The 22,728-nt window shown below is 52.3% G+C and carries 20 protein-coding genes; 11 read left to right on the top strand and 9 right to left on the bottom strand.

All coding sequences use genetic code 11. The annotated features are described in order from the left end of the window. The first annotated feature begins 8 nt into the window (after window positions 1–8). The 5 genes from KIH86_RS24675 (at window position 9) to KIH86_RS24655 (ending at window position 6,818) form a co-directional block, all read left to right on the top strand. Window positions 9–1,184 (top strand): HupE/UreJ family protein, encoded by a 1,176-nt coding sequence (locus KIH86_RS24675; RefSeq protein ID WP_223083590.1) that lies wholly within the window; start codon window positions 9–11, stop codon window positions 1,182–1,184. A gap of 146 nt (window positions 1,185–1,330) precedes the next feature. Continuing rightward, window positions 1,331–2,074, top strand: a complete 744-nt coding sequence (locus tag KIH86_RS24670; RefSeq protein ID WP_223083589.1) for a formylglycine-generating enzyme family protein — start codon at window positions 1,331–1,333, stop codon at window positions 2,072–2,074. Window positions 2,075–2,842: 768 nt separating this feature from the next. After that, entirely contained in the window at window positions 2,843–3,958 is a 1,116-nt protein-coding gene (locus KIH86_RS24665; protein WP_223083588.1) for a slipin family protein, read from the top strand. Window positions 3,959–3,979: 21 nt separating this feature from the next. Beyond that, window positions 3,980–5,542, top strand: coding sequence for a limonene hydroxylase (locus tag KIH86_RS24660; RefSeq protein ID WP_223083587.1), 1,563 nt, complete (start codon window positions 3,980–3,982; stop codon window positions 5,540–5,542). A 49-nt stretch (window positions 5,543–5,591) separates the two neighbouring features. Continuing rightward, complete coding sequence (locus KIH86_RS24655; RefSeq protein ID WP_223083586.1) at window positions 5,592–6,818, top strand: RtcB family protein; 1,227 nt, start codon at window positions 5,592–5,594, stop codon at window positions 6,816–6,818. Between the two features lie 203 nt (window positions 6,819–7,021). Here KIH86_RS24655 and KIH86_RS24650 read toward each other — a convergent pair whose 3' ends face one another. The 3 genes from KIH86_RS24650 to KIH86_RS24640 form a co-directional block, all read right to left on the bottom strand. Further along, on the bottom strand, window positions 7,022–7,144 hold the full coding sequence (locus KIH86_RS24650; protein WP_235775583.1) for a putative holin-like toxin: 123 nt from the start codon (window positions 7,142–7,144) through the stop codon (window positions 7,022–7,024). 233 nt (window positions 7,145–7,377) lie between these two features. After that, complete coding sequence (locus KIH86_RS24645; protein WP_223083585.1) at window positions 7,378–9,189, bottom strand: DUF2201 family putative metallopeptidase; 1,812 nt, start codon at window positions 9,187–9,189, stop codon at window positions 7,378–7,380. A 2-nt stretch (window positions 9,190–9,191) separates the two neighbouring features. Then, complete coding sequence (locus tag KIH86_RS24640; RefSeq protein WP_223083584.1) at window positions 9,192–10,253, bottom strand: AAA family ATPase; 1,062 nt, start codon at window positions 10,251–10,253, stop codon at window positions 9,192–9,194. Window positions 10,254–10,424: 171 nt separating this feature from the next. Here KIH86_RS24640 and KIH86_RS24635 point away from each other — a divergent pair, with 171 nt between their 5' ends. The 4 genes from KIH86_RS24635 (at window position 10,425) to KIH86_RS24620 (ending at window position 16,164) form a co-directional block, all read left to right on the top strand. Then, entirely contained in the window at window positions 10,425–11,690 is a 1,266-nt protein-coding gene (locus KIH86_RS24635; protein ID WP_223083583.1) for a class I SAM-dependent methyltransferase, read from the top strand. A 3-nt stretch (window positions 11,691–11,693) separates the two neighbouring features. Next, on the top strand, window positions 11,694–14,279 hold the full coding sequence (locus KIH86_RS24630; protein ID WP_223083582.1) for a metallophosphoesterase: 2,586 nt from the start codon (window positions 11,694–11,696) through the stop codon (window positions 14,277–14,279). Between the two features lie 75 nt (window positions 14,280–14,354). After that, window positions 14,355–14,909 carry an RNA 2'-phosphotransferase gene (locus KIH86_RS24625; protein WP_223083607.1) on the top strand — a complete coding sequence of 185 codons (555 nt, stop codon included), beginning with the start codon at window positions 14,355–14,357 and terminating at the stop codon, window positions 14,907–14,909. A 10-nt stretch (window positions 14,910–14,919) separates the two neighbouring features. Beyond that, a complete protein-coding gene (locus KIH86_RS24620; protein WP_223083581.1) occupies window positions 14,920–16,164 on the top strand; it encodes a hypothetical protein in 1,245 nt (414 codons plus the stop codon). Window positions 16,165–16,205: 41 nt separating this feature from the next. Here the strand turns inward: KIH86_RS24620 and KIH86_RS24615 are convergent, their stop codons facing one another. Continuing rightward, window positions 16,206–16,493: a hypothetical protein gene (locus KIH86_RS24615; RefSeq protein ID WP_223083580.1), complete on the bottom strand. Its 288-nt coding sequence runs from the start codon at window positions 16,491–16,493 to the stop codon at window positions 16,206–16,208. Window positions 16,494–16,691: 198 nt separating this feature from the next. Here KIH86_RS24615 and KIH86_RS24610 point away from each other — a divergent pair, with 198 nt between their 5' ends. After that, window positions 16,692–17,597, top strand: coding sequence for an ATP-grasp domain-containing protein (locus KIH86_RS24610; protein ID WP_223083579.1), 906 nt, complete (start codon window positions 16,692–16,694; stop codon window positions 17,595–17,597). Window positions 17,598–17,632: 35 nt separating this feature from the next. Further along, complete coding sequence (locus KIH86_RS24605) at window positions 17,633–18,517, top strand: ADP-ribosylglycohydrolase family protein (RefSeq protein WP_223083578.1); 885 nt, start codon at window positions 17,633–17,635, stop codon at window positions 18,515–18,517. Between the two features lie 185 nt (window positions 18,518–18,702). On the opposite strand, the gene KIH86_RS24600 is transcribed toward KIH86_RS24605, so the two are convergent. The 5 genes from KIH86_RS24600 to KIH86_RS24580 form a co-directional block, all read right to left on the bottom strand. After that, window positions 18,703–18,918 carry a helix-turn-helix domain-containing protein gene (locus tag KIH86_RS24600; protein ID WP_223083577.1) on the bottom strand — a complete coding sequence of 72 codons (216 nt, stop codon included), beginning with the start codon at window positions 18,916–18,918 and terminating at the stop codon, window positions 18,703–18,705. Window positions 18,919–18,928: 10 nt separating this feature from the next. Next, complete coding sequence (locus KIH86_RS24595; RefSeq protein WP_223083576.1) at window positions 18,929–19,411, bottom strand: DUF2975 domain-containing protein; 483 nt, start codon at window positions 19,409–19,411, stop codon at window positions 18,929–18,931. 158 nt (window positions 19,412–19,569) lie between these two features. Then, a complete protein-coding gene (locus KIH86_RS24590) occupies window positions 19,570–20,568 on the bottom strand; it encodes a serine hydrolase domain-containing protein (protein ID WP_223083575.1) in 999 nt (332 codons plus the stop codon). 36 nt (window positions 20,569–20,604) lie between these two features. After that, window positions 20,605–21,429, bottom strand: coding sequence for a WYL domain-containing protein (locus KIH86_RS24585; RefSeq protein ID WP_223083574.1), 825 nt, complete (start codon window positions 21,427–21,429; stop codon window positions 20,605–20,607). Continuing rightward, window positions 21,416–22,726: a helix-turn-helix transcriptional regulator gene (locus KIH86_RS24580; RefSeq protein WP_223083573.1), complete on the bottom strand. Its 1,311-nt coding sequence runs from the start codon at window positions 22,724–22,726 to the stop codon at window positions 21,416–21,418. The genes KIH86_RS24585 and KIH86_RS24580 overlap by 14 nt, the downstream gene beginning before the upstream one ends. Window positions 22,727–22,728: the final 2 nt, after the last annotated feature.

The following is a 22,728-nucleotide window of genomic DNA, read 5'->3' as shown; positions in this document are numbered from 1 at the left end:
GCTAAGACATGTTGACTACATACACTCGCATGACCTCATCCCGGCGATGCCTGATCGCGGCAGTGTTCCTGCTGACGCTGATCGGCTGCTTGCTGATAGGAACCAGACCAGCCATGGCGCATCTGAATACGTATGGCTACTCCGATATCAATATCAGCCGCGATCAGCTCACTTACGATCTGTATCTCGATCCGCGGGAAGTGTCCCAATGGATGGATCTGCGCTCGGACGGTATTTTCGTACTCGATCCCAATGCTTCGACGGACGCACAGGCCGACCCTGACAAGGTGCTGTGGACAAATGACGAGTTGATGCCGCTCCTGGAAGAATCGCTGTCCGTGAAGACATCGGGTGATGAAGTCGCCCCTGTCATTGAGGGGACGAGCATCGAGTCGCGAGGAGGAACCTCGTACCTGAAGATGAGCCTTCGCTACGTATGGCCTTCCGGCGCCTCGGATTATGACATCGATTACCGGGTTTTCTTCGAGGAGGACCCCGGTCATCAAAATTATGCGACGATCCGCACAGTCGGAGGCGGTTCGAAGGACGTTATCTTTACGAAGGGGAATCACGAGGCCGCAGGCCAGCTCGAGTCGGATGGTACTGCTGCCGAAGGCGACCGTAAGACCATATCCGTGCCGTCCTGGCTTGTCACCCTGTGGGACTATACGAAGCTCGGCATTGAGCATATCTGGACCGGCATCGATCATCTGCTCTTCATCACCGCACTAGTGCTCGCAAGGCAGCGCAAATGGGGATACATCAAAGTGCTGACTGCCTTCACGGTCGGACACAGCATCACCATCGCTCTCGCGGCGCTGGATATTTTCAATCTGCCTGCATCTTTCGTCGAGCCGGTCATCGCGCTCAGTATCGCTTATGTAGCCTTCGAGAACATCTGGCTCAAGGAAGTGCGCTGGCGCTGGATCGTGGCCCTCGGCTTCGGCTTGATTCACGGCTTCGGCTTTGCCCAGGTGATGCGCGGTACGCTTGGTGATCGCTATTTGCTCTCACTGTTCTCCTTCAATCTCGGAGTAGAGCTGGGGCAGCTGGCCGTCCTGGCCGTTCTGCTGCCGCTGCTGCTGTGGGCGGCGAGGTTCAAGTCTTATAGAAGGATCAGCTTCGGCCTGTCCGCGGTCATTGGTCTGATCGGGATGTATTGGTTCGTCACGCGGCTGCTCTGACTGTCCATGTGCGCCTCGCTTCGCAAGAAGCGGGGTTTCTTTTAGCTGCTGGAACAACTCCGATGCAGATTGGCGTAGCTATTTTATGGAAAAGGACGAATAAGATAAAGTATAATTATGGAATAGCATAATACGGGAGTTCATTTATGGATGATAAAATAAAAGATTATCTGGATAGCCTTATGGTATCTATTCCTGGCGGTATCGAGCATTTAAGAGATTTTCGGGATAAGCAGAAATGGATCAGTTCAAATTCCCAAATGAGCATACCTGGGCTAAAAGGCAATTTGACAGAAACAGAAAGAACAGTCGAAATAAAGCCTTTTTCTTTAGCTAAATATCCCGTGACAAAAGGTCTGTATGAAGCAATAACTCAAAAAGCACTGATCGATGTAGAGCTGGACTCTATTCCAATGGTAAATGTATCTTGGTATGATGCTATTTTATTTTGCAATCTGCTTTCAGACGAATGTGGATTAACAGAGTGTTATACTTTTGACCATAATGACAATAGTGTATGTTGCGATCGGAATGCCACCGGTTACAGACTGCCAACTGATGCCGAGTGGCAGTATGCATGTAAAGCGGGATCAACCGGATACAGATATGGAGATATTAAGGATATTGCCTGGTATGATGAGAATTCGGAGGGCGCGATTCACAAGGTGGGCCAAAAAGCCCCCAATAAATGGGGGTTATACGATATGTTAGGGAATGCATGGGAATGGTGCTGGGATTTATATGATGAAGCAACATATGGTCAATACCGGATTTTTCGTGGTGGAAGCTGGTCCGAATCAGCCAGAGGATGCGGGGCTACATGCCGTCGTCGTGGTCATCCGTCGTTTTGCATTGATGACTTGGGATTCCGTTTAGCTAAATCGATCTAAGACATGTGGAGTGCATATTATTGATGGGAAAAAGGGTCTAGCTGATTTATGGCTGCGCCCTTTTTTGTTATGCTCCTTCCATTGCAGAGGCGGAGGGACCTGGGTGGCATGGAAGATTTTATACCGGTCGTAATACTTTCACCATGTTCGATCTGCCTGAAATGAGCGATTATAGAACCTGTAAGTTGCACTATGCAAGATGGTAGACGCTGGTGGCGTTCATCATACATCGGTTCTTATGCGGACGGTCGTAACGAGGCAGGGATATCGGTTTATCCCGCAGTGCCGTGCCTGTTAGGTTGCGGTATCCTGTACGATCGGATCGGTAAGAATCCGCTATTTAGGGTTCGATTCCCTAATCGCCTTGGGAGCGATTCTGGTAGAGCACTCGACTTTCAATCGAGCGAAAAAAGATCAAAAGACCAAAGGATAGAATCCCTGGCGGCTACTTATGCGCACTGTAGGAAAGGCTTTGCAATCCGTGGATACCGATGATGCGAAATTCCGGAGGCTTTTCTAAATAGTAAGAATGTATAGGCTACGCGCTTATCACAGCCTTCTATTTCTCGGTAAACGCATGCGTCTAAGGACGCCGTAAGGCGTTTATCCTTGGGACGGAAGAGGAAGAGGGATGGCTGAAACAGAGTCAACCTTCTAACTCGAATGTCCCTGGAAATCCCCGGCAGCCCGCTGATCTAAAACGCGATTCCGCCCATACCGCAGAGGGATTCTAATTCCAGTGGTCGAACCACTAAGGGGGTAATGAGTATGTTTAAAAAAATAACCATTCAAGCTGACCAGCGCGGTCTGCTCTTTCATAAAGGCAGCTATGTGAAAAAGCTCGCTCCGGGGACCTATCGCTTTTTGTTGTGGTCGCAAACGACTGTTGTGGTGTTGAATATCGCCAAGCCGTTCGCTGTTGAGGGCAAAGACTTGCAGCTGTTTCTTCAGGATGAGGAACTCGTGCGGGAGCTCGATGTCGTACGGGTGCAAGATCATGAATACGTGCTGCATTACGAGGACGGCCAATTCGTGCAGCTGCTTAAGCCGGGCGTCTACGCTTACTGGAATATGCTGAAGAAACATACCTTTGTGCATGCGGATATCAGACAGCCTGAATTGCCTGCCGAGATAGAGCGTTCGATTGTACCGAAGCTTGCGGTCCATGTGCAGTCCTGCGAGATTGCGAGTTACGAATCCGGCTTTTTGTTCTATGATCATGTGCTGCAGCGGGAGCTTTCTCCCGGCAAGTACTGCTTCTGGAAGGGTCCCGTTTCAGTTGTGGTCAAGACAATTGATTTAAGACAACAACAAATGGATCTCATCGGCCAGGAAATCATGACGGAAGACAAGGTTACGCTGCGCTTGAACTTCGTCTGCCAATACAAGATCGTAAATCCGTGGCGCGTTCTGGAAATGAAATCATTCGACGAGCAAATCCACATCCAGCTCCAGCTCATGCTCCGGGAATATGTCGGAACGCTTAAACTGGACGATCTGTTGAAACGGAAAGAGGACGCGGCATCGTTCATCCTGTCCCGTTTGCGTGAGAAAGCTGAAGAGTTCGGCGTTCAGTTCCTGGGTGCGGGGGTTAAGGATGTCATTTTGCCGGGAGAAATGAAAGATATCCTGAATACCGTCCTGCTTGCGGAGAAGAAGGCCCAGGCCAATCTGATCACCCGCCGGGAGGAAACGGCTTCGACCCGAAGTCTGCTGAATACCGCGAAGCTGATGGACGAGAATCAGACGCTGTTCCGGCTGAAGGAGCTCGAGTTCCTTGAGAAAATATGCGAGAAAATCGGGTCCATCTCGGTAACGGGCGGCGGAGATTTGCTGGAGAGGTTGAGTTCTCTCATTGGGGAGAAGAAAGCATCAGGCCAGTAATGGGAAAAAGGTGATGAAACGATGATACTATTCTTCAATAAAGCTGCTCAGCCTCCTTGGGAAGGTAAGGTCTCCATCTATTCGTACATTCGGGAGCAAGGCGAATCCGTGGGCGACTCCCTGCCGGATGATGAAGAATTCTGGGCCGGCAGTAAAATAAGATGGGTAGCGGGCGGTCTGGATGGAGCTTTCGGGCATCATGCAGCGCCTGGCAAGATAACGGATGAGGCCCGCGAGCTGGTCCGTCTGCTGGCGAAGCTGTCCAGGAAGCCGAAGAACTCCATGCGGAAGGCTGTATATGCCAAGCTGGTAAAAATGGATATGGGCAGTATCGATCTGCTTCTGGAGGAGGTGCGCAAGCAGCCTGGTGTACAGCCGGCTTCACTGTTCCAGGAGGCGAAATGGCTGGCCGAGCATGCGGCGCATCGCAATGTCGTCAAATTCGGAATCGCGCTGCTGGGTCTGTATCAGAACGAAGAAGTGCAGGACCTGCTTCTGACGCTGGGAAGACATGAGGAATTTACGCTGTATGCTGCGGTTGCCATTCTTAATGGGATGGAGGACAGCAACCCGGTTTTGTTTGAATTAGCCAAGCAAGTTGAGGGCTGGGGTAAAATTCATATTGTTGAGCGACTTGAGCCGTCTAATCAGGAGATCAGAGACTGGCTGCTGCGGCAAGGCTGCCGCAACAGCGTTATGAACGAATATTTAGCTTGTACCTGTGCGAGAAACGGCGGTTTGCGGGAGGCGCTCTCGGCTGAACGGGTAGATAACGCATTATTTGATGGAGCAACCGATATTATACAAGCGTTATTGAATGGCGGGCCGGCTGAGGACATGGATGATTATGAGGATGCGCCGCATGTATTGTCCGATTACGTGAGGCTGGCCCGGGAGATGGCTTCAACCGCAAGGCATCTTTCGGTCATGCTGGAAATTCGCAGATTCCTGTCTCAGGATGAGGAGAAATGGGCCGGCCGTATGTCGGCGGGGTGGACCGGGCAGTTAAGAATGGATATTCAGGTTGCTTGTCAATCGATCACGGCCGACTCCAAATGGGAGGACATCATTATGAAAGCCGTTGGCTCCGGAAATTTGCCGGATTGTTACAATGGCTCAGCTTGTGCGGAACAGCTCGGCATCGATGTTTGGGATATTCTCTTTGATCAGCTCGCTAAAAACCCGATGGGGGATGTTTACATCTTCCAGCTCATGAAATCGGATGACCCGGACCGGATTCGGACATTGGTCCAGTTCGCTGCCGAGCATCTCCCCCTCCAGCAAATCGCCACTGGACCCGGAGAAGAGATGGGGCTGGGCACGGAATATGCGGCTCACAGGGCTTTGGATACCATTTTACAGAGTCTGTATCAATTCGAGGGAATTGGCGGGGAGCTGATACTTACCGGTCTGAACAGTCCCGTAATCCGAAACCGGAATATGGCGATCAAAGCATTGGAGGGCTGGAACGTTGCCTCATGGGGAGATCAGCTGGTTGGAGCGGTTAAGCATTTATCGCAGATTGAGCCGAACGACTCGGTGCGAGAAGAGCTTCAGAAGCTGCGGGAGGCCAAAGGGATCTAGGTTCTGGTTGGGGAACATGTATTTATTATTATAGGAGTTGAATGACCTAATGGCTTATCAAAATATAGATGGCGTACGTGTCTGGGGCAATCCTGACAGCGGCGCGCTTGCTCAAGCGAGAACCTGTGCGGAAACCGGCAATGTGGTTCAAACCCTGCTGATGGCGGATCATCATAAAGGGTACAGTCAGCCGATCGGCGGGGTTGTTGTGTATGACGGGCAAATCTCGCCCTCCGGCGTTGGTTATGATATCGCATGCGGAAATAAAGCAGTAAGAACCAGTTTGTCTGCCGAAGACATAAAGCCAGGATTGGCGAAGATTATGGATAAGATTGCCCGCAAAATCTCCTTCGGGGTGGGGCGGGTCAATAAGGAAAAGGTCGACCATGACCTCTTCGATGATCCGGATTGGGCTGTGTTCAAGGCGATAGGCAAGCAGGAGCATGACAAGCTGAGAGTATTGGCGCAAAGCCAGCTCGGCACGGTCGGCAGCGGCAATCACTTCGTCGACCTGTTTGAAGAGGCGGGAACCGGCCGTTTGTGGATCGCGAATCATTTTGGGAGCCGGGGCTTCGGGCATAAGACGGCAAGCGGTTTTATCAACCTGGCTGCCGGCAGACAGTTCCTCGCAAACGCCCCGGGCGAGAAAATGGACCAGCCGCCAGTACTGCTCGATCTGGACAGCGAGCTTGGCGAGATGTATTACAGAGCGATGAGGCTGGCTGGACGTTATGCTTATGCCGGAAGGGATTATGTGATTCGGCAAGTATTAGCCATTCTGGGAACGGAAGCGGACCTTGAAGTGCATAACCATCATAACTATGCTTGGAAAGAGACGCATAACGGTAAAGAAGTCGTTGTCGTCCGCAAAGGGGCGACCCCGTCCGCCCCCGGTCAGGTTGGTTTTATCGGCGGCAGTATGGGGGATATATCCGTTATCGTTAAAGGGAAGGACAGCATAGAGAACAAGGATTCTTACTACAGCACCGTTCATGGAGCGGGACGCATCATGAGCCGGACCCAAGCGGCAGGCAAAATGAACTGGAAAACCCGTACCCGCAGCGGCGGTCAAATCAGCACAGCGCAAATGATGAATGCCGTCCGGGATTTCGGTGTTGAGCTGCGCGGCGCAGGGACGGACGAGAGTCCTTTTGTATATCGGAAGCTCCAGGAAGTGCTGGATGCGCATGCGGAAACGATTGAGGTCTTGCATGTGCTGAAACCGATTGGTGTCTGCATGGCTGGGGCGGATGAGTTCGATCCGTATAAGGACTAGTAGGGTTCCGGCTGAATAGTCTAAGTCACTGGTTCGTTCGTTGAAAAATCCCCCTGTCGTGGTATAATGAACTCAGAAATGGCGAACAATGCGAAGAGAGTCGTGCTGGTAACACGACTCTCCGCGCAATAGCCGCTTTTAAGGGCGGCGGCTTCGAACAGGCAAGATGTCAGAAATAGACCGCTTCCCTTGAGCAGGGCGGTCTATTTCTTTTTGAGGTAAGTTAGCAGAGCCAGAATGAACATGCCGAACATGAACATCAGGGACAACGCTTGATAGACCTCCATGGCATCACCTCCCTCCTGGGAGACTAGCCGACCGCCCATATCAGCCTTTCTATTGCTTTCTAGATTATAGCATGATAGAGAGCGCGCTGATATTTATAACATTCACGCCCTCCTTATGCTGCTATGATAGACTGGTATCAAGATTCTCTGTGTTAACACCTTTTCATCCTATACCGCTGGACGGAAGAAATCTGCCTGTACCGTCTGCATCATCACTTTGAGCGCAAAGAGCAAAAGCGGAAGGATTAAAGCCGCTCCCTCTGCCCCCGCCCTCAATCCATCCGAAACACCTTCCCCTTCGGCACGAACGGCAGGTGCTGGCCCTTGGGGATCAGGAACGCATGCTCCCGGCGGATGCGCAGCCGGTCGCAATAGCCGTCCGTTATGATCAATAACGGGCCGGACTTTGGAAAGTCCCCGGCATGTTCCAACAGGTCGATGGCCGGCTGGAGGATGGTGCCGCCCCGGCCCTTGACGGACACGCGGTCCGCGATGACCTCCGGGGCGATATAGCCCTGGTCATACACAGCCGCGTCGCAGAAGATGACGCGCACCAGCGGGACATCCCTGGCCATGCTGTAGCTGGCAATGGCCCCGAGGGCCTTGCTCAGCAGCTTGGTGTCCATGGAGCCGGAGGTGTCCAGGACGACGCCGAAGGTGCGTCCGTCTTCGTCGCCGTAATCCGGCATCCATCGGGGGCGCGGGATATCCGGCGTGGAGGATTGCCTGCGGCTGATCCGCGAATAGGTGCGGACCTTCTCCAGCGGCGAGAAGTAGTGATCGAACCATTTCGCCAGCTCCACATCCCAGAGAATCGGCGGCTGGGAGAGCGCCCGGATTTCTTCAATCAGGCCAGCGGGAAGGAAGCCGCGATTCTGGTCGTAATGGTAATCGAGTCCCTGGCTTAAGCAGTTTCGGTAAAATTCATCAAGTGTCAGGCCGTCACTCCGCTCCCACCAATCAGGAACGCGCGGGGGTAAAATATCGCCCATGCCGACTCCCCGGAAGGTGGCGACCTTGCGGTACAGCCGCATATCGGTAACGATGCGGTCATAGACCGATTCCGCCGACAATCCCTTCATCTCCGGATCATGAAGTCCTCCGATCCTCGGAAACGCCCCCAGTCCCATTTCCATCAGCCACTGATTGATGACATAATCGCAGGCGACATTCCACAGGTACGGGTCGCGTCCCTCGGCGCGGGCATGATGCCTTAAGCCCACATGCAGAAATTCATGAGCAAGCACAAACCGGCATTCCTGCTCGTCGAGGCCGGCCGCCGGGTTCATGAAGATTTCTTTGGCCTCGGCGTCGACAGCGGCGACCGAAATCGAGAGCCGGTTGCACAGCAAGGGGTCCTCAATGATACGGAAATCGGCCGCCATCGCACCCATCAGCGGATAGCTGCTGATGAACCAGTTGCGGGCTTTGACGGCCGGTGTCAGAACATCCGGGTTAGCCCCCAGATAGTCCTCATAGCCCGCCGTCACATTGACGGCGCTCGTTACAGCCAGGGTCAAGCCCTTGCCGAGGCAGTCCTGCCAATTCACGTTGTTGTTATTCCAGTAGGAAGGGACGGATTCCCGGGGATTCAGGATCATATCCTGGAAGCCGTGTCCGGCTGTGCCCAGGTTATGCAGCGCAGCCGGAAGCCCTCTCTCCATGAAGCTCCGGTACAGTTCCTCCTCGCTCTTGGCGGCAAGCTCCGCGCGGCCATCCATATCCGCAGGCGGCTGCCCGAGCCTCATATCATACAGGAATTTGGCGATATAAGCGTCGCATGCCGCATTCCACAGATCCTGCCGCTCCATGGTCCGGAAATGGCCGAAGCCGAGATGAAGCAGGCCATGCGCTAAAATATAGACCCACTCTTCCGGCAATCCTCTTCGTTTGGGATGCACATGAATAAAGCCATGGCTTGTCGTCACGGCCCAGCCATTCTCTGGACACAGATTCCCCTCCCGCCTGATAAACTGCGTATGATGGGCAAGGGGAGCGAACATTGGGTGCTTGCAGATATATTCCATACCCTCCGTATAGGCTTTGGTGGCGGGATCGGCTTCTCTGGATTTCGTTTTAGCCATAATCACGCTTCCTTCTTCTGCACTAATCGCGGCAGATCCCGAACAATCTCGACGAGGAACCAATCAGGAAGACTGTCGCCGGATTCGCTCTTCGCAACGGAGAGCTGGGCGATTTCAAGACTGATGGTGCTTAAGCTTTTGATCAGGGCTTTGGCGCGGTGGGCCAGTCTTTTGTGCTGTTCTGTCAGATGATCCTTGGTCTCGGGCAGTTCCTTGATAAGCTGCGCACGGAAAGACTGCGCCATAAAGTACAGCACATCTCGATCCTCCGGCTCATGCGGCCATCCCGTCTCGCCCTCCAGAATCGCTTTCAGCTTATATTTATGGGTAGTCTGCTTATAGAAGGCTTTGAACTGCCCCGCATGATGGGGAGACAGGCATCCGGTTGCGAGAACATCCAGCGTCTCGGGCTGAAGCCGGTCGCCGTATTCCTTGAGAGCATCGCTTAGCATATGCCAGGAGCGGGGAGTGGAGAAGGACTCTTCATGCTTCGGCGGCTGCACCCACAGATGGTCCGGGCGAGTTTCGATATAGGAGATCACCAGGGGATGGATATCATTGTCGTAGGCCCATTCCAGCCATTCCCGGTGGGAGACTCTTAACTGGACGTGGAACATGCGGTTGATCAGCGCGGACGACATGGGTTTCACGATGGCGCTGTCCTGCGCCCGGTTCCCTGCGCCAATGACGACGGAGCCAGCGGGGAGGACGTATTCCCCGATGCGTTTTTCGAGAATCAGACTGTAAAAAGCCTTCTGCACCTCATGCGTACACGCATTCAGTTCATCCAGGAACAGACAGTAGGGCTCGGTTCGGGCAATCATGCTGGGGGGACAGAACCGGCTGGTTCCATCAATAATTTGCGGGACCCCGATGAGGTCTTCCGGGGCTAATTGGCTGCCTAGCAAGGAGACGCAGGGCAACCCCACTTGGTCGGCGAACTGCTGCACGAGCGAAGATTTGCCGATTCCCGGCGGGCCCCAAATAAAAACCGGACGCATCACTGCAATGTTGAGCAGCACATCCATCAATTGCTTAGAGGTTACTGAAGCGGATAAATTCATTCATCGATTCCTTCCATAAGTTAACGTTAAGGAAATCATATCATAGATTTATGGGGTGTTTGGAATATTTTCGGGATTTGTAATACTTTTGCCCTGTTCGGAGCTTCCATTTTTTGCGAAAATACAAACAGAAATAATGATTCGCAATATGAAGCTTAGGAGTAGATAGAGATGGCGATTGTCCAGGTGAGCTCCACTAATCCGCAGTTCTCTTTTTTGATCAAGAAGAATCCGAATTCCGGCATGCAGCTGCGCTCGGTCCGCAAAGGCATGGCCTACGGCTGGTACACGAATGAACAGACCTACAATGTGTATTTTAAGGACGCGGATAATGAAATTTCCTATAAGCAGCATGCACAGGAAGACTTTGAGTATTTGAATGTATCGAGGTACAACACGCCTTTGTTCCCGCTGAATGCCATTAACGAATTTTTCTCCGCACCCCTTAAGGCGCAGGATGACCGGGATGCGGAAGGCTATGAGCATACCTTGTTTATCAATATGATTCATATCGAGCTGATCCGGTATATTGAGCTGTTCGGGAAGCATTTGCCGGAGTTCTCCTTCGAAACGGTGCATCTGGCGCATAAGAGCTATTCGCTGTCCATCAAGACGAAGAAGAGTCTGTATCACCTTCTGCACACGGTAAGCGTACTGTGTTTATTCCTCTCGATGTTCGGCAACGAATATATCGATATTTCGGAAAATGTGCTCGACAAGTACATTAAGAGCGTCAATGTGATTGACGCGCCGTTCTATATTCGCAGCCTGTTCGTGCGGAACTTCCTGTCGTCCAGAGACCGGTTCCGGAAATACAAGGAAGAGCTTGAGCGGACTGACCGCTATCCGATCCAGTTCGCTTACGGGAGTACAGCGATGCAGCGGAGAAACCATATCGGGAGCGCGCTGGCTTTTGATAAGTCGATCCTGGATGTGGGCTGCGGGGAGGGCTTCTATGCCATTCCTTTTGCCGGAAAAATCGAAGGCACCTACTATGCGATCGACATCAATGAAGAGGTGCTGGAGAAAATGAAGCGCAAGGCCGACGCCAAAGAGATCGACAATATGGCCGCATTCGGCTCGATTGATCAGTTCCTGGACAGCTATAACGGGGAGCGGGTCGATGTCATTCTGACCGAGGTCATTGAACATATGCCCGAGGATGAGGCTAGACAGCTGATACTCCGGATTTGCGGGGAAGTTGATTTTGACAAGTTCATTATTACGACGCCGAACGCCGATTTTAACCGCTATTATGAGCTGGACGATTTCCGTCACGACGACCACAAGTGGGAGATGGGTGAAGCCTCTTTCCGCCAATGGATGCATGAGGTGATCGCGGAAGCCGGGCTGGATGCCGAATTTATAGCCGTCGGGGACGGCGTTAATGACATCCGGACGACACAGGGCGTCATTCTTGGGAAAAAGGGGGCGTAAGCCATGGATATCCAGACGAAAATACACACCATTTTTATGCTGGTCGGGTCAACGGAATGCGGGAAGACGACCTTTGCCAGAGAGGTTCTGATTCCAGGGCTGCGGTTTGAAGCCGCGGAGCATGGTGTCCGTGCCAACGTCCAATACTTGTCCTCCGACCAAACCCGCCAGGAAGTGCTGGGCTATGAGTACGACAAGTATGACCGGGTGATGCTGGAAGCGAGCGGGCAGGCTTTTCACCTGCTGTTCGAACGGCTGAAGATGGCGACCTCTTTTCCGATTAACGCGGAGTTTGTGGTCGTGGATACAACTGGGCTGTCCGAGGATTTCCGGGCCCAGGTGAAGGAGATTGCTTTTCAGAACAACTATAACCTTGAGGTTATTGTCTTCGATTACCGGAAGCGGGAGGATTACTACGCGTCTGAGCGATCGAAGAAGCTGATCTCCAATCATATTAACCGGCTGAAAAAAGAGGTGCTCGGCGCGCTTCCCCGTGAAGGCTATGCCAAGATTCACAAGCTGCGGGCCAAGGATTTCTATCTGCCTGAGGAAAAGAAAGCCAATCCGGAGTACCGCGTCATCATTGAGGACCGAGACGCCTACCTGGCGACCATTCTTCCGCAGGACCAGCGGTATATTCTGATCGGCGACGTACATGAATGTGTAGACGATCTGAAAGGCCTGCTGATGGACTATGGCTACAAGATTGAAGCGGGCAGGCTGGCTGCGGGCGAGAAGCTGCGGCAGACGAGGCTGGTGCTGGCGGGCGACTGGATTGACAAAGGCAGACAGACGAAGGAGATCATCGAATTTCTGTACGAGAATCAGGAGCATTTCTATTTCGTGCTGGGCAACCACGAGAACTTCGTGAGCAAATATATGAAAGGCGAAGTGGACGGTGTGGACCCCGAGCTTCTGCATTCCTATTTCGACTCTACGCAAGTGCTGAAGAGCGACCCGGAGCTGCTGGAGAAGTTTCAGGCTCTTGTGGCGAAGGCGAAGCCTTTTTACCGCTATATAGGCGTCTCAGGATCGTCGTTCTATGTTACCCATGCGCCGTGCCGGAACAAATACATCGGGAAGCTCGACAAAAATTCGGCCCGGCACCAGCGGGTGTTCCGCCTTGACCGGGAAGCGCCTGCGGAGGCGCAGCTGGCTTATTTGAAAGAGGAAGCAGTCAGCAATCACCCGTATCATGTATTCGGACATATTGCAGCCAGTCGGGCGTTCCGGATCGGCAACAAAATTCATATCGATACCGGCTGTGTGAATGGAAATGCGCTGACTTCGGTTACTCTTTCGAACAAACCGTACTTCAAGGCGCATAAGTCTAGCCAGGTGGTGATCGCCGAAGAGCTGCCGACGCTGTTCAAGCAAGAGCGCAAGGTATCTGTACGGGAGCTTGGCGAGGATGAGCTGCGCCGGCTTCATTACATCTCCCGCCATCGAATCAATTTCATCTCGGGCACCATGTCCCCGGCTGACAAGAATGAAGCGACGAATGAACTGGAATCCCTGAAGCGGGGGCTTGGCTATTTCAAGGAACGGGGCGTCTCACAGGTTGTTCTCCAGCCCAAATACATGGGTTCGAGATGCAATGTGTATCTGCACCGTGACCCCTGGCAGTGCTTCGCGGTCAGCCGCAACGGCTACAAGATCAATCATGTGGAGCTGTCGGAAATTTACGGGAGGCTGCTGGATCAATTCGGCGGATATATGGCGGACCGGAACATTTCCAAGATGGTGCTGGACGGCGAGCTTCTTCCGTGGAAGGCGCTTGGCGAAGGATTGATCGGGAAGCAGTTCAAGCCGATCGAGAAGGCGCTGGAGACGGAGCTGGCTTTTTTGCAGGACAATGGCTTTGAAGACGCGTATAACAAGCTTATTGCCGAATATGAGGCGAGCGGGTTCGAGAAGGACCAGTATCATCTGTCCAAATCGGCTCTTAGCGACAAGTACGGTTCAAGCATATACCAGAACTACAAGCATATTCACGACATTCAGGGGAGCTATGTGCCGCTGGCCGAGCATATGGAAGCCTATCACACGTATCAACAACAGCTGGAGCTCTACGCGCAGGACGAAGACATGGTGTATAAGCCGTTTGCCTTGCTGAAGCTCGTATATGAGGACGGACATGAGGAAATTCCGGACTGGAAGACCTCGGAGATTTACGGGTTCCTGTCGGAGGACGAAGCGCTTGCGCTCGATCTGTCCGAGCCGGACCCTCTGGAGAAGGCCGAGTCGTATTTTTCCAGACTGACGTTAGAGAACGGGATGGAAGGGATTGTTATCAAGCCGGAGGTTTGGGACGGATCGACAGTGCCTTACATGAAGGTGCGTAATCCGGATTATCTCTCCATCATCTATGGCTATGACTACAAGTTCCCGCATAAATACCGGAAGCTGCTTAAGCAGAAGAACGTGAACCAGAAGCTGCGCACCTCGTTGAACGAATATCAGCTTGGCATGCGAATGCTGGCGGTTCCGTTCGATCAGATTGAGCCGGAGCATGATGCTTATAAGGAAATCGCGGCCAATCTGCTGTTTGAAGTAGCGAAAGAGCGGGAAATCGATCCGCGGCTGTAAATTTAGAGCAGGTGTCTGATTTCTGTTGTGGATTCGGGAATGGAAGATCGAAATGAGGATTAGGAAGTGAACGACATGCTAAATCAGGCTATGGAAAAAAGCTTAAGCAAAATGATGACCATGATTCTCCGGCATACGCCCGAGGAGTTCGGAGTTGACTTGGACTCCGGGGATGGTTCTTGCCCTGTGGGGGTTTTACTAGAAGCTATTCAGGCCCAGCCCAAGTGGGCTTGGGTGAGTCAGGAAGATATCGAGCAGGTGGTCCGGAATTCGGAGAAGCAGCGTTTTGAAATCGGGGATGGCCGTATTCGGGCCAGATACGGTCACAGTCATGACAAGGTTGGGTATACTCCGGGCGAGCCTCCGGCCATTCTGTATCACGGGACGAACAAAAAGGCTCTCCCAACGATCCTGAAGGAAGGCTTGAGTCCGATGAGCCGGCAGTATGTGCATTTGTCGGAAGGCACCCATTTCGCAGAGCTGGCGGGGAGCCGCAGGGGAGAGCTGGTGATTCTCAAGGTCGATACGCCGTCTGCGAGGCAGATGGGGGCCACCTTTTACTATGCGGGGAATGAAGTATGGCTGGCTGACCGGGTGCCGATGGAGAGCTTGGCAGTGATGGAGGAGTAGGGGGGATATATTGTTAATCCGGCAATTTCGCTATGATTTGGCGCGTGGACTAGGGAGCATCATTCTCTATCTGAAGCAGTCTCCGGCACTTACGGAGAAGCACATTGACGCCATATACGATGCCTGCATCAAGAACACTGCATATGATCCTCAGTGCGAAACAAGCAGAGAAGATTATCTCTGGGAGATAATTCAGCTGTCCGGGGCATCAGCTCTGCTGCAAGAACGAATAATCCTGGCATTGGGGACCCAAGAGGGATGGGATCTGTTGCAGGTATATCGGCTGGCGAAGCTGTTTGCCTTGAATGGCAACCCAAATGCATTAGCAGCTATGAAAAAAGGATTTCGTTATGACAAGGAATGGAACAGTTTCGTCGGAGGAGAAGAAATTATAGATGCTGGAGGGGAGCAGGGCTTCTTATTTGTAGCGGAGCAAATTGGAAGGAAAATACGTTCTTCCGATTATGAAGAGTTTGGGTTTCTGTTGAAGCATGCCTATGAATTCTTGGGAGAGGTCAAAGTAGCCGCTCTGCTGGAGGGCATTCGTGACGCGAACATTCAAGCTTTTATGCAATCCTCCTCCGTTGAGAAGAGCCATGTTCCATCGCAACCTGATGAGGTCTCCTATGCTGAATTGAAGTTATCTATTAAGGCCAAACCGGGACCGCATTATTCGTACTTCAGATGGGGTAGGAAAGCTTCCGAGGCAGACCTGGTAAAGGCGGCTGATGATCTGCTGGATGAACAGGACCCTAGGAGGCTGGAGGCTTATTTGCAAATCTTTAGAACCAGGGCTTTTCCACATGATCCGCAAAAAATGATGGAGCTGGCGAGGTCGGGTAACAAGCGGCTGCGCTCATCGGCCATTCGTGCTCTAAGCAAGATCAAGGTGAAGGACGAACGCATTCGTCAGCTAGGCATTGAGCTTATCCGTCAGCCATATACTGAAATTGAGGCGCTTGAGCTGTTCATACACTATTACCGGGAAAAAGACTTGCCACTGCTGGAACATGTGGTATTCAAGAAGCGCAGCAAAGATTCATTTCATAGTATTGGCTCTAGTATTGAGGATATCTTTACCGAGCATCCATCTCCTTTATGTCAGAACATTCTTGTTGAACTGTATAGAAAGGGCTGCTGCTCTATATGCCGCAAGAAATTCGTCCAAATCATGCTGTCGAGTCATGTGCTGCCGTTAACCATTCGGGGTGAAATGCAGTATGATTGCAACCCGGCGATTCGCGCATTACGGTAAAAACACCAAAAAAGCCGGGCTTCCCTGTCCGGCTTTTTTGGTTATTTTCTTCTAAAGCACTGTTCCCAATCGTTAATGACTTCAGCCCGGGTTAAGGCACGAATACGCGGATAAGATGACGTCTCCCATTCCTCAATCGCCTGCTGTCTTGTTTTAAAGAAACGGTAATCGCAAATAATCCAAGAACAGTACAATTTCCGGTACCATTTGCCGTGCGGGACATCGTCTGTATAGCGGCGTACGGCTTTGCTGGCCTGTTGTTTGCACCAGCGCGAGCCCGGGGTGCTATGATCTGTGCATGCTGGTGTTTTTTTGACACTTCTGCTCATAAGCTCTCTAACCTCCTTGGGGGAAGCTAGAGACCGTCTAAGTGTTTCATCATTCACCTCTTATTAGAGTTTTGTTGCTGTCTAAAAGATATAGACGCAGAAGAGTTAAATAGGTTCCTTGAATTTAGGGGCATAGACCGTTATTTGTAACCAGGATATGGTACAGTTTGGTTAAGATGATTTACTGGGGGAGCGCATATGAAGGTTTTGTTTTGCTCGGATCCTTTAAATAACAAGGCTGCGGATCAGGAATATGAACAGGAATATCATTGTGCCCGGAAGCTGGGAATGGATGTCTATTTGATCTCGCTGGAGTCCCTCATAGACGGGGAGCCTGCTTCAGCAGTCAAACGGGTTCCGGCATTTGAAACGCCCCAAAGCTTCATCTACAGAGGCTGGATGCTCAAACCGCATGTTTACGAACAGCTATACAACGAATTGAAGCGGAAAAATGCGTTCCTGATCAACTCTCCCTCGGAATATAGAAATGGACATTACTTTCCTTGTTCTTATGAGGCGATTGAGCAGGCAACTCCAAAGAGCATTTGGCTTGAGGTTGGGGAACTCTCAAATGGCTTTGGCGCTCTGTTCGAGAAAATGCACGTATTCGGTAACAAACCGGTTATCGTTAAGGATTACGTCAAGTCCAGAAAGCATGAGTGGGAGGATGCCTGCTATATACCGGACGCCTCCGACCCGCAACACGCTCAAACGGTTATTCGGAATTTCATGGATCGTCAAGGCTCGGAGCTTAATGGAGGCATTGTGATCCGTGAGTTTATACAGTTGGAGCAACTCGGTGTGCATCCGATTAGCGGCATGCCTTTGTCGAATGAGTACCGGTTGTTTTTCTTAAACCATAAGCTGATCGAGTGTACGGAATATTGGGACGAGGCGGTCTATCAACGGGAGATTTCCGGACTTGATTCATTTCAAGAGCTGGCCAGGGGAGTGGACAGCCGATTTTTTACGATGGACATTGCCAGAACGGCGAACGGAGAATGGAAGGTTATTGAAGTCGGGGACGGACAGGTGTCGGGGCTTCCGAGCCATGCGGATGTGGAGCATTTTTATCACTCGATATTAAATAATGAAGCTGATTAAGAGGGCTGGAATAACAGCAAAGCGAGGGATCAGAAGTGAAAGATAACCGATTATTCGATCGCATCAAAGGCGGATTGTACGGAGTTGCCGTCGGCGACGCTCTGGGCGGGACGACGGAATTTATGACCCCGCCGGAAATCCGGGCCAGGCACGGCTACCTGAGAGAAATCATCGGCGGCGGAGTGTGGCGGCTGGAACCGGGAGAGGTCACGGATGATACGATGATGACTCTTGCTGTGGCGGAAGGCATTCTGGAGAATCCGGCGGCTCCGCTGGAGCCGATCGGGCGCAGGTTTATGGAGTGGTATGATACGAATCCCAAGGATATCGGCAATATTATCCGCCGCGTATTTGAGCATTACAAGGGAGATTGGTTCGCAGCGGCTGCAAGGACGCATCAGGAGCTGGGCCGGAGCGGAGGGAACGGCACCTTGATGAGATGTCTTCCCGCTGCGTTGGCATATTCCGATTTGTCCGAGGTCGAGCGGGTAACTGCATTGCAATCCGATATGACCCACTATGATAAAAAATGCCGCGAAGCATGCCTCATCTATAATCGTATCGGAGGCCGGCTTCTTCGTGGTGAGGAGCTTCGGAGCGCGGTCCGGGCTGAAATATCAGGGACGGAATATGAAGGTCATGTAGAAGAGAAACCGGACTGCGAGCCGAGTGGCTATGTCGTACATACCTTCAGGTGGGTGCTGCATCTGCTGCTTCGCGCTGCGGATTTCAGCGAGGTTGTGCAGGAGGCCGCCAATTTGGGCGGAGATTCCGACACTATCGGTGCAATTGCGGGAGGACTTGCAGGGATATACGCCGGTTATGAGGGAATTCCCACGGAGTATTCGAAGGCGATATTGATCCGGGATCGGCTGGACGCTGTGTCGCTGCGGCTGTACCGGCTGCGGAGTGGGGAGTAACCAGGCCGGAAGCCGATGAGCTAGGGTTAAGCTGATCGTGTTCGATTTGGGATTGTGCAGCAGCCGGGAAGCGAGCAACATACAACAGCAGGGGAGAGAGCAGGGCTTGGGCTTCAACGGACAATGGACCGGACTGAAGCAGAGCCCGATGGGCGAATGGATCGGGTCGCTGCTGTCTGTTTTTATCAAGTGTCTTCGTCGCTTCTGTACTCTAAAATATCTCCCGGCTGACAATTCAAAGTCCTGCATATCGCCTCTAATGTTGATAAACGAACCGCTTTTGCTTTCCCATTTTTTAGAATAGAAAGATTCGCCATAGTAATTCCAACGCTCTCCGAAAGCTCAGTTACGCTCATTTTCCTTTTTGCCAGCATCACATCAATATTGATGATAATCGCCATAATATTCACCTCAGATCGTTAAATCATTTTCTGATTTTATATGGATAGCTTCTTGTAAAAGTCTTTGGAGAACAGCAGCAAAAACGGCGATCACGATAGAGGCGAAAATAATGATCAATCCGATTGGCATAAAGCTTGGAGGGTCAATTTTCTGCGACATGAGATAGTAGAGCGGCATACCTAGCAGGTACAAGGTACTGATTGTGATGGCACAGTATTTTATATTCTTTAATGCCGTTACGGATAATTCCGAGAATGCTTGGTTCTTATCAATATAGCTTAGAAGTTTAAAAGCTTGATACAGAGCAAAGTAAAAAGGGATCGCCGCCGCGTACATATCGATTAAAACGAGGGGTTTCATATAAGCGATATCTGGATACAATTCTCCAGCAAAACTCCCGATCTTAGGCACTAAAAATATGCACAAAGCAAGAATTGGGATTCCAATGAGAATAACAGCCATCTTCAAAAAGAGTGTTGTTCCCCGTTTCATAAAGAGCACCTCACTAATTTAATTGTAAAATGACTTTAACACACGATTTATTGTTTTACAATAAAATAATATCGTTTGTCGTCATGTTGTGAAGGCAAAAGGCTGTGCCAAAGGACCATGAGGGTCCTTTGGCACAGCCTTATTTTGCGGCCCATGCTTCAGTTCTGCACAAGCATGGGCGCAATCTTCTCGCGGAATTCGTCGATGGGATTCCGCTTGTGACGCTGCTGATCCTGGGTGAGGACAACGACGGTGTTCAGCCCGGGGAGACAGTAGACGAATTGCCCGCCGTAGCCGCGGGCATAGAAATACTCCACGGCATCAGCATCCGCAGCATTCGCGGCATCCGCGGCTGCGTCCGAAAGCGCAACCGAAGCCGCATCCGGCGAATGGTCCGGAAAGAGGTCGGTCCACCAATGCCAGCCGTAGCGGCCGCGCCGGGGCGGCTCGGTGCCGACGGCAGGGCTGACAGACCGCCGCACCAGCTCCCGCGAGATCAGCTGCCGTCCTTCCCACAAGCCCTGCTGCAGGTATAGCTGACCGAAGCGCCACAGATCGATCGGCCGCAGCTTCATGCCGAAGCCTCCGGTATGAACGCCCTGCGGGTCTTTCTCCCATTCATATTCTTCGATGCCGAGCGGATGCAGCAAATGCTGCTCCGTGAACCGCGCGGTGCTCATGCCGGAGCATAGGGCGAGAATCGCGGACAGCAGCTGCGAGTTGCCGGAGTTGTACACCATGCGCGTACCGGGATCATCCTCCAGTGGCTGCCCGAGTACATACTGAACCCAGTGGGGAGAGCGGGTCATCCTGGGAAAAGACTTCCGCCCGCCGAACTCATCCCAGCCCCAGCCTGCGGTCATCGTCAGCAGATGCGCAAGCGTAATCTCCGCTTTGCGGGGATCGCGGTCCCGTGTGAGCTGAGGGAAGAAATCACCCAGCCTCGTATGTGCGGGCGGGACGATGCCCTTGTCCATCGCGATGCAGATGGAAGCGGACAGGATGCTCTTCGTGCAGGAATTGATGCGGGCAAGCTCCCCGCCTATGCGGTCATCCCGGTAATGCTCCAGCAGCAGCCGACCGCCGCGGCCGATCAGGCAGCTGCGCAAATCGAGCGGGGCGATGGCGGCAGATAATCCGGGCAGATTCAGATTCATTCGTAGCGGCCCTCCTTGTAGTTAGTCATAGGTGAATTACGAGGACAGTTCCTCACTCTCCGCATCGACCCCATACCGCTCCAATGCTTTCGTCGAAGCCTCCAGCATCCTTTTTTTCAAATAATCGCCTTCCACCACCCGTACCCGCTTGCCCAGAAAACGGATTTTGGAGAGCAGGTACTCGAAGTCATCTCCGAGCAAGCACACCTTGACCCGGTATGTATCCTGCTCCGAATCGTACTCCACTTCTTTCTCGAAGCTGGAGAAGGCGTACAGAATTCGGGACAGCTCTTCGTTATATTTGCGGACGATTTCAATAACCGCCACCGACTTGCGGGAATCCAGCATTCTGCCGATCTTCCGGCAAATACCATCCACCATCGACGCTTCAATAGGCTCCGCAGTGACTGAGTGAATGTTCTTCAGTCTGGTCGTCATGAAGGCGCGATGGCGGAGATGATACCAGAGCAGATACCACTCTCTTTTGACCATGGAATATTCCAGCTTGTACGGAACGCCCGGTTGATCGCTGTTCACGCGTCCGCTCTTAATCCTATAGGTTAAACGTACCCCGGATTTGCTCCAAATATGCCGCCGCAGCGTGCGCAGGAGCGGGTGATAGACCTGCTTCTCCATGCTGCGGGCTTTTTCAATCAGGTGGCTGGAGGTATCCATCATCGGGTCGGGCTCCAGAATTGCGCGCAGCTTGTTCAAGGTATCCGGGGTAAAAGCCTCGGCAGCTGCCGGATGCGCAAGCATCGTCTTCAGCCATGCCCGCTCATGCGAGCTGACCATGAAGGTTCCGGAATCCTCCAGGCGGGACATGATCTGGTGATTAAAAACTTTCTCAAACAGATTCATAGTAGGACTGGATCTCCTTCCATTCAGCGATCATTTCCCGGCGGAACCGAATGGGCTCTAGCACCTCACAGCTGGACCCGAAGCTCCGCAGCCACGGCTTGATCTCGGTCGTCCCGTTGACTGTAATTTCGTAAATGAACGAATCTTCGTCCTCAAAGACAATCCGCCCCCACTGTCCCTGCAGCAGCACCCGTTCTCTGACAAAGTTGGGCTGCGACTCGCCTGGATTGTAAAATCTCACCCGCACCGTCACCGGGTTGCCCGTATCGATCAGCCAGCTGTAGCGGAGCTTCTCTTCCAGTCCGCGCTTCTTCTCCTCATGCCAGTCCTCCGGCACCGATTCATCTTCCTCAATCTGCGTAATGCCTTCCATCCGGTACTTCCGGATTCCCTCTCTTCCGTGGGATAGCAAATACCACCGTCCATACTGATGGTCGTAGACGATTTTTAGAGGGAGTGTCTTCTCCGCCTTGGCCTTCGTCTCTTTTTCGAATAAGGGGTTAGTGTTCTTGGAGGCATAGCTCTTGTCGGATTTGGGCGAGAAATAGAGGAACCGGACTTTGCGGCGGTGGCGGATGGCATGAAGCAGCGTGAACAGATGGGCCTCATCCAGAATCCGGGAGTAATAATGATATTTATATAAAAAAGGTTCAATGGCGTGCTGCTCGAAATCCCCCCGCAGCAGATGCTTCTTGAGTCCGTCCCGCAGCAAATAGCCCTGAACGGAAGGAACCTGCGTATTCGCCATGACATCCACGAAATCGTATAGATCGATCAGCTCCTCATCCGACAAGCTGCGGATCAGATCATCCTGAATGCGGTAGCGGTAGGGGCGGGGCCCCGGCTCTTTCAGGATAACACCGACCTCTTCCAGATATTTCAGGTCCGACCGGATGGTCTTCTCATCAGGCATTGGAAGCCCCGGAGACAGGCTGTCGCAGCACATATCCAGCAGATCCATGGCCGTTCTGGCCTGGTCGCTCATCGCCCCGAGCAGCAGCGAGATTCGCTGGCTTTCGGTTTCTTTGACCGATTTGGCCCGGAACAGAAACAGCAGCAGCGGATCGGTGGAATCGTAGTAGCTGAAGCGGATCGTCTCGGATAGTTCGGCGCTTTGCTCTTGCGGCAGATGCTGCTGAACGGAGCTGACGACGTCCTTGAGCCGCCGGATCGTTTTGTCAAAGGTATGTACGGATATGCCCAATCGCTCGGCGAACTGCTGCCTGCTGAATGCCCCGCTTGTCAGCACAAGCATGCGCAGGAATTGAATTTCTTTATCAAAGCTCTCTTTAGCCACAC

This window comes from Paenibacillus sinensis, assembly GCF_019904155.1.
Classification (GTDB): Bacteria; Bacillota; Bacilli; order Paenibacillales; family Paenibacillaceae; genus Paenibacillus_AQ; species Paenibacillus_AQ sinensis.
This window is presented reverse-complemented; position numbering and strand designations above follow the sequence as displayed.

Coding starts and splice junctions, on each gene's coding strand:
- KIH86_RS24650 (WP_235775583.1), bottom strand. CDS start 7,144: ATGGGCGGTCGGCTAGTCTCCCAGGAGGGAGGTGATGCCATGGAGGTC.
- KIH86_RS24625 (WP_223083607.1), top strand. CDS start 14,355: ATGCTAAATCAGGCTATGGAAAAAAGCTTAAGCAAAATGATGACCATG.
- KIH86_RS24610 (WP_223083579.1), top strand. CDS start 16,692: ATGAAGGTTTTGTTTTGCTCGGATCCTTTAAATAACAAGGCTGCGGAT.
- KIH86_RS24590 (WP_223083575.1), bottom strand. CDS start 20,568: ATGAATCTGAATCTGCCCGGATTATCTGCCGCCATCGCCCCGCTCGAT.
- KIH86_RS24600 (WP_223083577.1), bottom strand. CDS start 18,918: ATGGCGATTATCATCAATATTGATGTGATGCTGGCAAAAAGGAAAATG.
- KIH86_RS24670 (WP_223083589.1), top strand. CDS start 1,331: ATGGATGATAAAATAAAAGATTATCTGGATAGCCTTATGGTATCTATT.
- KIH86_RS24660 (WP_223083587.1), top strand. CDS start 3,980: ATGATACTATTCTTCAATAAAGCTGCTCAGCCTCCTTGGGAAGGTAAG.
- KIH86_RS24665 (WP_223083588.1), top strand. CDS start 2,843: ATGTTTAAAAAAATAACCATTCAAGCTGACCAGCGCGGTCTGCTCTTT.
- KIH86_RS24615 (WP_223083580.1), bottom strand. CDS start 16,493: ATGAGCAGAAGTGTCAAAAAAACACCAGCATGCACAGATCATAGCACC.
- KIH86_RS24630 (WP_223083582.1), top strand. CDS start 11,694: ATGGATATCCAGACGAAAATACACACCATTTTTATGCTGGTCGGGTCA.
- KIH86_RS24645 (WP_223083585.1), bottom strand. CDS start 9,189: ATGGCTAAAACGAAATCCAGAGAAGCCGATCCCGCCACCAAAGCCTAT.
- KIH86_RS24640 (WP_223083584.1), bottom strand. CDS start 10,253: ATGAATTTATCCGCTTCAGTAACCTCTAAGCAATTGATGGATGTGCTG.
- KIH86_RS24595 (WP_223083576.1), bottom strand. CDS start 19,411: ATGAAACGGGGAACAACACTCTTTTTGAAGATGGCTGTTATTCTCATT.
- KIH86_RS24655 (WP_223083586.1), top strand. CDS start 5,592: ATGGCTTATCAAAATATAGATGGCGTACGTGTCTGGGGCAATCCTGAC.
- KIH86_RS24585 (WP_223083574.1), bottom strand. CDS start 21,429: ATGAATCTGTTTGAGAAAGTTTTTAATCACCAGATCATGTCCCGCCTG.
- KIH86_RS24675 (WP_223083590.1), top strand. CDS start 9: ATGTTGACTACATACACTCGCATGACCTCATCCCGGCGATGCCTGATC.
- KIH86_RS24635 (WP_223083583.1), top strand. CDS start 10,425: ATGGCGATTGTCCAGGTGAGCTCCACTAATCCGCAGTTCTCTTTTTTG.